Source organism: Caballeronia sp. GAFFF1 (genome assembly GCF_023630705.1).
Taxonomy (GTDB): domain Bacteria; phylum Pseudomonadota; class Gammaproteobacteria; order Burkholderiales; family Burkholderiaceae; genus Caballeronia.
Window position 1 is genome coordinate 267,283 of sequence record NZ_JALQEM010000005.1, and the last position, 12,309, is coordinate 279,591.

Sequence of the window (12,309 nt, forward strand, 5' to 3'; positions counted from 1 at the left end):
CAACTCGTCGGCGTCGAGCGACCTCAGCCTTCGAGTGTGCGCGTCGCCCTGAGCGCGGGGAAAAGCCGCATCCACAACAGCGCGACGATGATCGTCCCCAATCCGCCGATCAGCACCGCCGGCACCGCGCCGAACAGTCCCGCCGTCATGCCCGATTCGAATTCGCCGAGCTGATTCGACGTGCCGATAAAGAGCGAATTGATCGCGCCGACGCGACCGCGCATCTCGTCCGGCGTCTGCAACTGCACGAGCGACATGCGCACGACCACGCTGATCACATCGGATGCGCCGAGCGCCGCCAGCGCAATCAGCGAAAGATAAACGTTGCGCGAGAGCCCGAACACGATCGTCGCGATCCCGAACGCGATCACGCCAGCAAAGAGCGCCGTGCCCGCGCGCCGTCGCAGCGGAAAATGCGCGAGCCAGATGGACCCGGCGAGCGCGCCCACGGCCGGCGCCGCGCGCAGAATGCCGAGTCCCCACGGCCCCGTGTGCAGGATGTCGCGCGCGAAAACCGGCAACAGCGCCGTCGCGCCGCCGAGCAGCACGGCGAACAGATCGAGCGACAGCGCACCGAGAATCACCGGCTTGCTGCGAATGAAGCCGATGCCCGAGAACAGCGCCTCGAACGACAACGGCGCGCGCATGCGCACGGCATTCTCGATCTTGATCGCGGCGACCGCGCACGCGGCAACGAGAAACGCCACGCAAACCGCGCCGTACACGGTAGACGCGCCGAGGCCGTAGAGCAGGCCGCCCATCGCGGGGCCGAGAATCTGCGCCGTCTGGTTCGCGGACGTCGACCAGGCGCTCGCGTGCTGCAACTGGTTTCGCGCGACGAGGTTCGGCAGGAGCGCGGCCATCGACGGCGATTCGAACGCGCGCGCCGCGCCCGTGATCGCGGCAATCGCGTAGATCGGGCCGGCGTGATTCCAGCCGCGCCATGCGCCGACACACAGCATGAGCGCCGCGACGCTCTCGACCGTCTGACAGACATACGCAATCGTGCGGCGGTCGTAGCGATCCGCGACGTGCCCGACGACGAGCGTCAGCACGAACATCGGCAGAAACTGCGCGAGGCCGACGAGACCGAGCGCGAACGCGCTGTGCGTGATCGAATAGACCTGCCAGCCGATTGCGACCGACATCATCTGAAACGCGACGGAAGACATCACGCGCGCCGTCCAGAAGAGCGCGAACGGACGATGCCGCATGACCGAGTCCGGCGCCATCGTCGGGGCGCTCACCGTGCGGGATCCTGCAAGAACAGCTCCTGCAAATCGTTGAGGAAGCGTTGGCCGCGCTCGGTCGGCGCAATGCGCTCGAAATCGCGCGTGATGAGGCCGCGCTTCTCCGCTTCGACGAGCGCCGGCTCGATGGCCGAGAGCGCCAGTCCCGTGCGCTCGACGAACGCATGCACCGGAAAGCCTTCGACGAGCCGCAGCGTGTTCAGCATGAACTCGAACGGCAGATCACGCGGCCCGACTTCGCGCTCTTCCTGAATCGCGCTTTCCGTGGGCGACAGCGCGTGATCCATGTACGTCGCCGGATGCTTGAAGCGCGCCTGCCGCACGATCTTCGACGGAAACGACAGCTTCGTGTGCGCGCCCGCGCCGATGCCGAGGTAATCGCCGAAGCGCCAGTAATTCAGGTTGTGGCGGCTCTGCCGATGCGGCTTCGCATACGCCGACACTTCGTAGCGCTCGTAGCCGGCATCGCGCGTGCGCTCGTGAATCCAGTCCTGCATGTCGGCGGCGGCGTCGTCGTCGGGCAGGGCGGGCGGATATTTGGCGAAGAGCGTGTTCGGCTCCATCGTCAGGTGATACAGCGACAGATGCGGCGGCGCGAAGGCGATCGCAGTCTCGATATCGCGCCGGCATTCGTCGAGCGACTGCTGCGGCAGCGCGAACATCAGGTCGAGGTTGAAGTTGTCGAAGTGCTTCGCCGCGATCTCGACGGCGCGCCGAGCCTGCGTCGCATCATGGATACGGCCGAGCGCCTTCAGATGCGCCTCGTTGAAGCTCTGAATGCCGATCGACAGCCGGTTCACGCCGCTCGCGCGGAACGACGCGAACTTCGCCGCTTCGAACGTGCCGGGATTCGCTTCGAGCGTGATTTCGGCGTCGGCGTCGATGGGCAAAAGCGCGCGCGCGTCGGAAAGCAGCCTGTCGAGGCCCTTGGCCGACAACAGCGACGGCGTGCCCCCGCCGATGAAAATGGTATGCACCTGCCGTCCCCAGACGAGCGGCAACGCGCGTTCGAGGTCGGCGCGCAATGCGTCGAGATAACGTTCTTCGGGGAACGTATCGTCCTTCCACTCGTGCGAGTTGAAGTCGCAATACGGGCACTTGCGCACACACCACGGAAAATGCACGTACAGCGAAAGCGGCGGCAGCGACGTCAGCCGGATGCTTCCGGGCGACGTGAACGCCTGCACGATGTTGATCGTCTTCGGTCCGCTGCTCACGCGAGTTCCTTGAGTCGTTGCAGCAGATCACGCAGCGCGAGCGCGCGATGACTCACCGCGTTCTTGCGCGCCGGATCGAGTTCGGCGGCGGTCGCGCCGAGCGCCGGCAGAAAGAAGTACGGGTCGTAGCCGAAGCCGTGCCCGCCGCGCGGCGTGTCGATCACTTCGCCGTGCCAGCGGCCTTCCGCGATGAGCGGCTCGGGATCGTCTGCGTGACGCACGAGCACGAGCACGCAGAAGTAATACGCACGGCGGTCCGCTTCGTTCGCCAAGTCCGCGACGAGTCGAGCGTTGTTGGCGGCATCGCTCTTTTCGCCGCCGTGCTTCATCGCGTAGCGCGCCGAATGCACGCCGGGCGCGCCGTTCAGCGCGCGGACACAAAGGCCCGAGTCGTCGGCGAGGGCGGGCAGGCCGGTCAACGCCGACGCGTGGCGCGCCTTCGCGAGCGCGTTTTCGACGAACGTCGGATGCGGCTCTTCCGCTTCCGGCACGCCGAGTTCGCCCTGCGCGATCAGTTCGATGCCCGCGGCGTTCAGGAGCGACGCGAACTCGCGCAGCTTTCCTGCGTTATTCGACGCGAGCACCACGCGACCGATGCCATGCCCGATGCCATGTGTATCAGACACCTTCGATCTCCAGCGCGGCTTTTTGCTTCGCGATCAGCGCCTTGATGCCGCTGTCGGCGAGATCGAGCAGCGCGTTCATCTCGTCGCGCGAGAACGGCGCGCCTTCCGCCGTGCCCTGCACTTCGACGAAGCCGCCCGCGCCCGTCATCACGACGTTCATGTCGGTATCGCACTGCGAGTCTTCCTCGTAGTCGAGGTCGAGCACGGGCGAGCCTTCGAAGATGCCGACCGAAATGGCCGCGACGAAATCCTTCACCGGCGATTGCGCGATGCGTCCGCTCGCAAGCAGCTCCGTCACGGCATCGTGCGCGGCGACGAATGCGCCCGTGATGCTCGCGGTGCGCGTGCCGCCGTCGGCCTGGATCACGTCGCAGTCGAGATGCAGCGTGCGCGGGCCGAGCACGTTCAGATCGAATACGGAGCGCAGCGCCCGACCGATCAGCCGTTGAATCTCCTGCGTGCGCCCGGTCTGCTTGCCGCGCGCGGCTTCGCGGTCGCTGCGCGTGTGCGTGGCGCGCGGCAGCATGCCGTATTCGGCGGTGAGCCAGCCTTGCTCGCGTCCGGTGAGAAACGCCGGCACGCGTTCGGCGATGCTCGCCGTGCAGATCACTTTCGTATCGCCGAACTCGACGAGCACCGATCCTTCCGCGTGCTTCGTGTAATGCCGCGTGATGCGCACGTCGCGTAACTGGCTCGCGCGGCGGCCGCTCGGGCGGGCAATGGAAGGCTTGAGCAGGGGAGAGTCGGTCATGGTGAGCGAGGGAAGAAAGAGTCGGGCGCGATTCGAATGTTCGGTGCGCCAGGTGGTGCGATTTTATCGTCAATCACCGGGCGGCGTTGCCGGCCGCGGAATGCGCGGCGCGCGTCCGGGCGGACGGGCCGTGAGGTAAAAATGGGATAATGCGGGTTCATCGCCCGGCGGCCAACGCGTGCCAATCCCAGCGCACCTTCATTCGCGCCGGGCGTTTCGTTGAACCGGCCTTCGGCAAGCGAAGGCGCACATCGCGAGACGTACCATGATCTACAGCATGACAGGCTATGCCAGCGCGACGCGCGAAGTCGTCGCGGACGGCGCGGGCGGCGCAGGCGTCGGGGTATCGGTGGAATTGCGCACGGTGAATTCGCGCTTTCTCGACCTGAATTTCCGCATGCCCGAAGACGTGCGCGCCACCGAGCCGCAAATGCGCGAAATGCTGATGACCAAGCTCTCGCGCGGCAAGGTCGATATCCGCATCAACTTGAATCGCGTCGAGCAGACGGCCAATGCGGGCGCGCTCAATCGCGACGCGCTCACGCAACTCGCCACGCTGGAGCGCGCGGTGCTCGACGTCTTTCCGGATGCCGAACGCATGCGCACCGGCGAAATTCTGCGCTGGCCGGGCGTGCTCGCGGAAAGCTCGGTCTCGCAGGACACGCTGCGCGAAGCGGTGCTCGCGTGCGCCAAGCAGGCGATCGCGGATCTCATCGAAGTCCGCGCGCGCGAAGGCGCGGCGCTGGCGGGCGTGCTCATCAACAACGTGACGGAGATGGAAGCGATCGTCGCGCGCATCACGCCGCTCGTGCCCGAACTGATCACGAAGCATCAGCAGAAGATCGTCGAGCGCCTGCAAGACGCGCTCGGCATCGCGACGTCGGACAACGCCACGACGACGAGCGTGCCGCGCGATGAGATTGCCGAGCGCATCCGTCAGGAAGTGACGATGTACGGCATTCGCATCGACATCGCGGAAGAGTTGCAGCGCTTAAGCGCGCATCTCACGGAAACGCGCCACGTGCTGCAAAAGGGCGGCAAGGTCGGCAAGCGGCTCGACTTCATGATGCAGGAGCTCAATCGCGAAGCGAACACGCTCGGCTCGAAGGCGGCCGCCAAGGAACTCGCGGATGCGTCGATGACGCTGAAGCTGCTCATCGAACAGATGCGCGAACAAGTACAGAATCTGGAGTAACGCTCGATCATGCCGAACACCACGCACCGCTCGCATAGCACGTACACGGGTATCTATCCCGGCAACCTGTTCATGGTCGTCGCGCCGTCGGGAGCGGGCAAGTCCACGCTCGTGAACGCGCTGCTCGCGCAGGACCCGGCCATTCGCCTGTCGGTTTCCTACACCACGCGCGACCCGCGCCCGGCCGAGACCAACGGCGTGCAGTATCACTTCGTGTCCGTCGACGAATTCATGGAGCGGCACGACAAGGGCGAGTTTCTCGAAAGCGCGGAAGTGCACGGCAATTACTACGCGACTTCGCGCCTGTGGATCGAGGACCAGATGAAAATGGGCCACGACGTGCTGCTCGAAATCGACTGGCAGGGCGCGCAGCAGGTCAAGAAACGCTTTCGCAATGCGGTGGAGATTTTCATTCTGCCGCCTTCGCTGGATGCGCTCGAAGACCGCTTGAAGAAGCGCGGCCAGGACGCGCCCAACGTGATCGTGCGGCGGCTGCTCGCGGCCGGCAGCGAGATGGCGCATGCGTCGGAAGCGGAGTATGTCGTCATCAACGAGAATTTCGATCGCGCGCTCAACGAACTGCGCTGCCTCGTGGCCGCCACGCGCCTGCGCTTCACGTCGCAATACGCGCGTCACACGCAGCTTTTCGTCGAGCTCGGCATTCATCCCACGCACCCGCAATGACGCGAGCGGTGGCCGAGTCGCATCGGTCACATAAGGTAGAATAAAACCCACATCGAGAAGGATACAAACATGGCCCGCATCACTGTCGAAGACTGCCTGAAACAAATTCCGAACCGCTTCGAGCTGGCGCTCGCGGCAACGTATCGCGCGCGTCAGCTCGCGCAAGGTCACACCCCGAAGATCGAAAGCCGCGACAAGCCGACCGTCGTCGCGCTGCGCGAAATCGCAGCGGGGCAGGTGGGCGTAGAAATGCTGAAGAAAGTGCCGGTCTGACCGGCGGCTTTTTCGAAGTCTTCTACCCGTTTCACCCGTTTCACTTCTTGCAACCGGCGCAACTGATGGATAAGCGGCGCGTCAGACGAACACGGAGGCGAACATGAGTCAGACACCGCTGCCCGTCTCCGCTTCAGTGGACCCGGACATCGAGATCGATCAGGATTCGCTTCTCGATGCCGACAAGCCGCACGCGGCGCGCAAGTACATCGACGCGGTCCTCGAACAGTCGTTTCGCCACCTGTTCGGGCCGACCGCCACGCCGGAGCAGCCACGCAGGCACGACGTCGTTTCCATCGCGAATCTGACGAACGCGCTGGCAAGCTACATCTCCGCCGACGAGATCAAGGAAGTCAAGGCGGCTTTCCATTTCAGCGACGAAGCGCATCTCGGGCAGTATCGCCAGAGCGGCGAGCCGTACATCACGCATCCGGTCGCTGTCGCGGAAATCTGCGCAGGCTGGAAGCTGGACGCGCAGTCCATCATGGCGGCGCTCCTGCACGACGTGATCGAAGATCAGGGCGTGACCAAGACGGAAATCGCCGAGCGGTTCGGCGCGAAGGTCGCGGAACTGGTCGACGGCTTGTCAAAGCTGGACAAGATGGAGTTCCGCAACCGCGAGGAAGCGCAGGCAGAGAACTTCCGCAAGATGCTGCTCGCGATGGCGCGCGACGTGCGCGTCATTCTGGTGAAGCTCGCCGACCGCCTGCACAACATGCGCACGCTGGGCGCCGTGCCGCCGGAGAAGCGTCGGCGTGTCGCGCGCGAAACGCTGGATATCTACGCGCCTATTGCGCATCGGCTCGGCCTCAACAACACGTATCGCGAGTTGCAGGACCTGAGCTTCGCGAACTTCAATCCAAACCGCTACGCCACGCTCGAAAAAGCGGTGAAGGCGGCGCGCGGCAACCGGCGCGAAGTGGTCGGCAAGATTCTCGAAGCGGTGCAGCGCACGATTGCGGACGCGAAGATCAGCGCCGAAGTCACCGGCCGCGAAAAGACCATCTACAGCATCTACAAGAAGATGCGCGACAAGCAGTTGTCGTTCTCGCAGGTGCTGGATGTGTACGGCTTTCGCGTGGTCGTGGAGAGCGCGCTCGAGTGCTATACGTGCATCGGCGCGCTGCATGCGCTCTACAAGCCCGTGCCGGGCAAGTTCAAGGATTACATCGCGATTCCGAAGGTGAACGGCTATCAGTCGTTGCATACCACGCTCGTCGGGCCGTTCGGCGCGCCCATCGAATTCCAGATTCGCACGCGCAAGATGCACGAGATCGCCGAGGCGGGCGTCGCGGCGCACTGGCTGTACAAGAACGGCGGCGCGGATCTGAACGACGTGCAGAAGCGCGCGCATCAATGGCTCAAGTCGCTGCTCGACATCCAGAGCGAAGCAGGCGATTCGAGCGAATTCCTCGAACACGTCAAGATCGACCTGTTCCCGGACGCGGTCTACGTGTTCACGCCGAAGTCGAAGATCATGCCGCTGCCGCGTGGCGCGACGGCGCTCGACTTCGCGTATTCCATTCACAGCGACCTCGGCAATCAGTGCGTCGCGGTCAAGATCAACAACGAACTGCTGCCGCTGCGCACGGAGTTGAAGAGCGGCGATATCGTCGAAGTGATCACCGCGCCGTACTCGAAGCCGAATCCCGCGTGGCTCGGATTCGTGCGTACCGGCAAGGCGCGCTCGGCCATCCGTCACTATCTGAAGACGATGCGCCTGAACGAATCCGTGCAGCTAGGCGAGCGGCTCGTCGATCAAAGTCTCAAGGGCTATGGCCTCGCGCTGTCGGACGTCACGCCGGAAGTGTGGGACAAGCTCGTGCTGTGGACCGGCAACAAGACGCGTCAGGAAATCTTTGCGGATATCGGCCTCGGCCGGCGCGTGGCGGCCGTGATGGCCAAGCGCATCGAAGTGTTGATGAACGGCATTGCGGACGACGAGGATCACCCGCATCGCGAGCACCACAACACCAATACCGCGCCGCCCGTGGTCATCACGGGTACGGAAGGCATGTCGGTGCAACTGTCGCCGTGCTGCCGCCCGATTCCCGGCGACGACATCATGGGCTATATCGGCATCGGGCTCGGCATGGCGATCCACACGACGGAATGCCGCGTCGCGCAGCGCATCCACCGGCGCGATCCGGGGCGCTGGATCGACGTCGCGTGGGCGCCGCAGCCGGGGCGTCTCTTCGACGTCGCCGTGAAGGTGCTCGTAAAGAACACGAAGGGCGTGTTCGCGCGCGTGGCGGCGGATATCACATCGGCGGACGCGAACATCGTTCACATCGCGATGGATGAGGACGTCTCGCAGGAGGCGAAGCTTCTGCGCTTCGTCATCCAGGTGAGCGATCGCGTGCATCTCGCGAATGTGATGCGTCGCGTGCGCACGAATCTGGACGTGATGCGCATTGCGCGCGAGCGTCCGAGCGACGAGCCGCATCATCGCAATCAGGACGGCGGCATGCGCATCGACCGGGAACGCGCCGACTACTGATCCGGCGCGGGAACGCGGCGTGCATGCGGTCGTCAGTCGACCGAAAGCATGGAGAGCGCCGATATGAATACATCCGACCTCGAAGGCCCCACGCTCGATTACTGGGTAGCGCGCGGCCTTCACGACTTCATCAGGGAAATCCACTTCACCGACAGCGGCACCACGCTCTCGATCCGCGGTAACGACCGCGGCAAGGCGTGGGACGGGCGGTTTCTGCCGTCGACGTCGTGGGAGGCCGCGTCTGTCGTGCTGGAGCGCGCCTGCCGGCTGGAAATGAACGACGTGGGGCGCGGGGAAGTGGAATGCACGGCGACGTTCGGCAAGGACGGCGAGCCGGTGCACGCGCGGGGGCCGTCGCTACGTGTCGCGCTGCTGCGCGCGTTTGTGCGGCATTCGTTCGGCGAGAGCGTCGAGGATGTCTACTTGCGGCATCCGCAGACCTTGCTCGGCACGCGTGCCGAAGCGATCAGTGAGCCGACAGCGTTTTCATCGGCTGAAGACGTGCCCGCGCCGAATGCGCGCATCGGCGATATCAAGTCGCCGCCACGGCCCTGACGATCAGCGTCGCGATAGCGCGGCCAAAACAAAAAGGGCCTTCCGAATGGAAGGCCCTTTGAAAGTGGCGCGGCTGGCAGGATTCGAACCCACGACCCCTTGGTTCGTAGCCAAGTACTCTATCCAACTGAGCTACAGCCGCACGCAAAACGGTACTGCTATGTGACTTCAATGCGCTTGTGGTTAAGCGCTCGATGCTTTCGCTTGAAAGTGAAAACACCGGAATAAGTGGCGCGGCTGGCAGGATTCGAACCCACGACCCCTTGGTTCGTAGCCAAGTACTCTATCCAACTGAGCTACAGCCGCACGCAGAAGCGGAATTATAGCCAAGCCCGTTTGAAAAGGGAAGAGGCGTTGACCGAAAAGTGGCTAAGACCGGCTAGCGTCGTGGTAAGTTGACGATTACACGCCTCTACACACTCAGCGCGCGATGCGCGGAATTCTGGAATCGGTTCGCACCATGAACAAGGCATTTGTCAAAGAATCCGACGAGAGCGACGACGATCTCGAACTCGGCCAGCCGGATGTGCCGGCCGGCGCGAAGAACTACATCACGCCTGCGGGCCATCAGCGGCTGCGCGACGAGCTGCTGCAACTGCTCGACAACGAGCGCCCGGAAGTGGTCAAGCTCGTGTCGTGGGCGGCGTCGAACGGTGATCGCTCGGAGAACGGCGACTACATCTACGGCAAGCGGCGCCTGCGAGAGATCGACCGGCGCATTCGCTTTCTGACGAAGCGGCTCGATCTCGCCGAGGTCGTGGATGCGCGCAAGCAGGAGAACGTCGATCAGGTCTTCTTCGGCGCGACGGTGGACTACGCGGGCGACGACGGCATCGTGCATACGGTGACGATTGTCGGCGTCGACGAGGTGGATCTGGAGCGCGGCCACGTGAGCTGGGTCTCGCCGGTCGCGCGGGCGCTCCTGAAGGCGCGTATCGGCGATACGGTGCCGCTGCACACGCCGGCGGGCGTGCAGCAGATCGATATTCTCGACGTGCGGTATCCGCGCTAGTTCACACGTCACGTCGGCGCACAGACGAAAAAAAGCCGCTCCGAAGAGCGGCTTTTTGACAAGCAGAACTGCAGTCGAGGCTCAGAAGCGGTGACGAACGCCAACCGTTGCCGAGACTTGGTTCGAGGTCGACGAGATGCCAACGCCGTTGATGGTCGCGCCGATGTTCGTGCCGTCCGTGTTCGTCACGTGCTGGTACTCGCCCTGCAGGTACACGTCGGTGCGCTTCGACAGCGCGTATGCCGTTTGCAGGTCGACCTGGTGGAACTTCGGCTTCACGCCTTCGATGCGCGCATCGGTGAACGTGTAGTTCGCCGCCAGCGACAGAGCCGGCGTCAGGTTGTAGCGGCCGTTCACTTCGTAGTTCTGGAAGCGCACGCTGTTGCCCAGCGCGATGTTGCCGAGACCTTGCGAGCCGACGTTCGTCAGACCGACGCCGCTGTCGAGCATGGTCTGCGTGAAGACGAAACCGACCGTCGCCGGACCGAACGCGTAGTTCAGGCCACCACCGAAGATGCGCTGACGGCCTGCCGAGAACGGAGCCTGGTCAGCCGTGACCGCGCCGCCCGCGATTGCCGCGCCCGCTGCATTCACCGGCGCGCCGTTGTTCGTCTGGAAGTACGCACCCGCCACGTTCAACGGACCGTAGTTATACGACACGCCCGCGCTGTAAGCACGGTTGTTCGCGAAACCGCCAGCCTGATTGGAGAAACCGTACATTGCGCCGAACTTCAGGCCAGCGTAGTTCGCGCTGGTGTACTTGACCGAGTTGTCGACGCGGAACGTGTTGGTCAGGTTGTCGTTATCGAACGGGTGGGCGAACTGCGTGCCGCCGTATTGCGTGCCCGTCAGAGCCAGGGGCCCGAGGAAGTCGACCACGGAGTCATATTGACGGCCGAGGGTAACGGCGCCGAACTGGTTGCTCGACAGACCGACATATGCCTGACGGCCGAACTCACGGCCACCTTGGCCGTTCGTGCCGTTCATGATGTTGAAGCCGTTCTCCAACGTGAAGATCGCCTTCAGGCCGCCGCCCAGGTCTTCCGAACCACGCAGGCCCCAACGGCTGCCGTTGACCGCGCCGCTCGTCGCCTTCCAGTTGCTGTGGCCGTTCTGATTGTTCGTGTAGGTGATGCCCGCATCGATCAGGCCGTAGAGCGTGACGCTGCTTTGCGCGTGAGCGGCGGTAGCGAAGACGCCCGTGAGGGCTGCGACCATGAGAGTCTTTTTCATCTTTGTAACTCCGAGAGCAGATTGGGCCTAAGGAACCCAGGCTTTGAGGAAACCTCGCTGCGACCGGCTGCGAGAGGCGCGGTCGGAGGAGCAACGTGCCGCGAAGAGCGACGCATTTGTTTCCGGACCAGACGAAGTGTAAAGACGGTGTTACAGCCCGCACGTTCCAGTTCGCGCAATAAATCATTCTCCGATTAGCAATGATCGAAAGAGGCGTTTTTCCGCTTTAAATTCAGAGGTTTATTGGCGAATAAAGTCCGCGGCGCTTAACTGTCAACCAATCTGCGTTGCAGATGTGCGACACGATTTAGGCCGTAAGGGAATCGGACAAGTCCAGAAAATGGATTGTTGAGAAAACAGCAACAGAAGATTGCCGCGCCTGAGGGTAATTATTGCGATGGCGGTGGCTATACTGTCATTTCTGCTTTTCGGAGCAGACTTTTTCGTTGACGGAAAAGATCTCCAAACTTTGTCAGCGCGGCCTTTCGGTCGCGCTTTTTTTTTGCTTGTCACAGCGTGGTCGGGACTTCAGCGCGGCTCCAGGTCAACGGCTTCCTCCCGCTTCGGCACCAGGTCGTCGTCCAGCGGCGTGGCCCAGTCCTCCATGACGTAGCGGCGGGCGTCCATCGGCGATGCAAGCAGGTTCTGCCAGTGATCGCCATGCCATGCCGGTTCAAGCGAAAGCGGCGATATCGACGGCGCGGCTGGTGAAATAAACGAACCGACGAGTGATTTCAGCCATTGCGCAAAGCGCGTCAAGTGATTCATCGTCGAACCTCCTATTCATTGCATCACGATCTCATTTTCATGATCCTCTTGGGCGGAGAATCGGGCAAGGCGAGTTAACACTTACTCCAAGGCAATGAGATTTACAGTCTATGCGGGTTAATCGGCTTCGCAGGATCCTCTGTTTATTAGAACCTATATGCGCTGCGTAAAGCCGTCGCATAATCTGAACTACGGCTGATTTCGCAAGCGTGGTGGATTAAAATCGCGTAACTCTGCGAGCCATT

Annotated in this window: 12 protein-coding genes and 2 tRNA genes; 6 read left to right on the plus strand and 8 right to left on the minus strand. The window is 63.1% G+C overall.

What is annotated here, in order from left to right:
* Nucleotides 1-23: 23 nt before the first annotated feature.
* From NCR37_RS03555 to rph, 4 genes are read right to left on the minus strand one after another with little or no spacing between them, the layout of a single operon-like run.
* Nucleotides 24-1,232, minus strand: coding sequence for an MFS transporter (locus NCR37_RS03555; protein WP_250471852.1), 1,209 nt, complete (start codon nucleotides 1,230-1,232; stop codon nucleotides 24-26).
* An 11-nt stretch (nucleotides 1,233-1,243) separates the two neighbouring features.
* A complete protein-coding gene (gene hemW / locus NCR37_RS03560; protein WP_250471692.1) occupies nucleotides 1,244-2,467 on the minus strand; it encodes a radical SAM family heme chaperone HemW in 1,224 nt (407 codons plus the stop codon).
* A complete protein-coding gene (rdgB, locus tag NCR37_RS03565; protein ID WP_250471697.1) occupies nucleotides 2,464-3,093 on the minus strand; it encodes an RdgB/HAM1 family non-canonical purine NTP pyrophosphatase in 630 nt (209 codons plus the stop codon). The genes hemW and rdgB overlap by 4 nt, the downstream gene beginning before the upstream one ends.
* Nucleotides 3,086-3,844, minus strand: coding sequence for a ribonuclease PH (gene rph / locus NCR37_RS03570; protein WP_250471698.1), 759 nt, complete (start codon nucleotides 3,842-3,844; stop codon nucleotides 3,086-3,088). The genes rdgB and rph overlap by 8 nt, the downstream gene beginning before the upstream one ends.
* 265 nt (nucleotides 3,845-4,109) lie before the next feature.
* Between rph and NCR37_RS03575 the strand changes: the two genes are divergently transcribed.
* The 5 genes from NCR37_RS03575 to NCR37_RS03595 all read left to right on the plus strand — a co-directional run bounded on the left by NCR37_RS03575 (nucleotide 4,110) and on the right by NCR37_RS03595 (nucleotide 9,051).
* Nucleotides 4,110-5,039, plus strand: a complete 930-nt coding sequence (locus NCR37_RS03575; protein WP_250471699.1) for a YicC/YloC family endoribonuclease — start codon at nucleotides 4,110-4,112, stop codon at nucleotides 5,037-5,039.
* Between the two features lie 9 nt (nucleotides 5,040-5,048).
* Entirely contained in the window at nucleotides 5,049-5,723 is a 675-nt protein-coding gene (gene gmk, locus NCR37_RS03580; protein WP_175939755.1) for a guanylate kinase, read from the plus strand.
* 69 nt (nucleotides 5,724-5,792) lie between these two features.
* Nucleotides 5,793-5,996 (plus strand): DNA-directed RNA polymerase subunit omega, encoded by a 204-nt coding sequence (gene rpoZ / locus NCR37_RS03585; RefSeq protein ID WP_006025620.1) that lies wholly within the window; start codon nucleotides 5,793-5,795, stop codon nucleotides 5,994-5,996.
* A gap of 103 nt (nucleotides 5,997-6,099) precedes the next feature.
* Nucleotides 6,100-8,496 carry a RelA/SpoT family protein gene (locus tag NCR37_RS03590; protein WP_250471700.1) on the plus strand — a complete coding sequence of 799 codons (2,397 nt, stop codon included), beginning with the start codon at nucleotides 6,100-6,102 and terminating at the stop codon, nucleotides 8,494-8,496.
* A gap of 63 nt (nucleotides 8,497-8,559) precedes the next feature.
* The gene (locus NCR37_RS03595; protein WP_250471701.1) at nucleotides 8,560-9,051 is read left to right on the plus strand and encodes a phage protein NinX family protein; all 492 of its coding nucleotides are present in this window, start codon (nucleotides 8,560-8,562) and stop codon (nucleotides 9,049-9,051) included.
* Nucleotides 9,052-9,116: 65 nt separating this feature from the next.
* Here the strand turns inward: NCR37_RS03595 and NCR37_RS03600 are convergent.
* Together NCR37_RS03600 and NCR37_RS03605 are read right to left on the minus strand one after the other, a co-directional pair.
* Nucleotides 9,117-9,193, minus strand: a tRNA-Arg gene (locus NCR37_RS03600).
* 87 nt (nucleotides 9,194-9,280) lie between these two features.
* A tRNA-Arg gene (locus NCR37_RS03605) sits at nucleotides 9,281-9,357 on the minus strand.
* A gap of 154 nt (nucleotides 9,358-9,511) precedes the next feature.
* Between NCR37_RS03605 and greB the strand changes: the two genes are divergently transcribed.
* The gene (gene greB, locus NCR37_RS03610; RefSeq protein ID WP_250471715.1) at nucleotides 9,512-10,063 is read left to right on the plus strand and encodes a transcription elongation factor GreB; all 552 of its coding nucleotides are present in this window, start codon (nucleotides 9,512-9,514) and stop codon (nucleotides 10,061-10,063) included.
* 81 nt (nucleotides 10,064-10,144) lie between these two features.
* Here greB and NCR37_RS03615 read toward each other — a convergent pair whose 3' ends face one another.
* The gene (locus NCR37_RS03615; RefSeq protein WP_250471716.1) at nucleotides 10,145-11,296 is read right to left on the minus strand and encodes a porin; all 1,152 of its coding nucleotides are present in this window, start codon (nucleotides 11,294-11,296) and stop codon (nucleotides 10,145-10,147) included.
* A 528-nt stretch (nucleotides 11,297-11,824) separates the two neighbouring features.
* Entirely contained in the window at nucleotides 11,825-12,064 is a 240-nt protein-coding gene (locus NCR37_RS03620; RefSeq protein WP_250471718.1) for a hypothetical protein, read from the minus strand.
* Between the last annotated feature and the right edge of the window lie 245 nt (nucleotides 12,065-12,309).

Coding starts and splice junctions, on each gene's coding strand:
- NCR37_RS03555 (WP_250471852.1), bottom strand. CDS start 1,232: ATGGCGCCGGACTCGGTCATGCGGCATCGTCCGTTCGCGCTCTTCTGG.
- rph (WP_250471698.1), bottom strand. CDS start 3,844: ATGACCGACTCTCCCCTGCTCAAGCCTTCCATTGCCCGCCCGAGCGGC.
- NCR37_RS03575 (WP_250471699.1), top strand. CDS start 4,110: ATGATCTACAGCATGACAGGCTATGCCAGCGCGACGCGCGAAGTCGTC.
- gmk (WP_175939755.1), top strand. CDS start 5,049: ATGCCGAACACCACGCACCGCTCGCATAGCACGTACACGGGTATCTAT.
- rpoZ (WP_006025620.1), top strand. CDS start 5,793: ATGGCCCGCATCACTGTCGAAGACTGCCTGAAACAAATTCCGAACCGC.
- NCR37_RS03590 (WP_250471700.1), top strand. CDS start 6,100: ATGAGTCAGACACCGCTGCCCGTCTCCGCTTCAGTGGACCCGGACATC.
- NCR37_RS03595 (WP_250471701.1), top strand. CDS start 8,560: ATGAATACATCCGACCTCGAAGGCCCCACGCTCGATTACTGGGTAGCG.
- greB (WP_250471715.1), top strand. CDS start 9,512: ATGAACAAGGCATTTGTCAAAGAATCCGACGAGAGCGACGACGATCTC.
- NCR37_RS03615 (WP_250471716.1), bottom strand. CDS start 11,296: ATGAAAAAGACTCTCATGGTCGCAGCCCTCACGGGCGTCTTCGCTACC.
- NCR37_RS03620 (WP_250471718.1), bottom strand. CDS start 12,064: ATGAATCACTTGACGCGCTTTGCGCAATGGCTGAAATCACTCGTCGGT.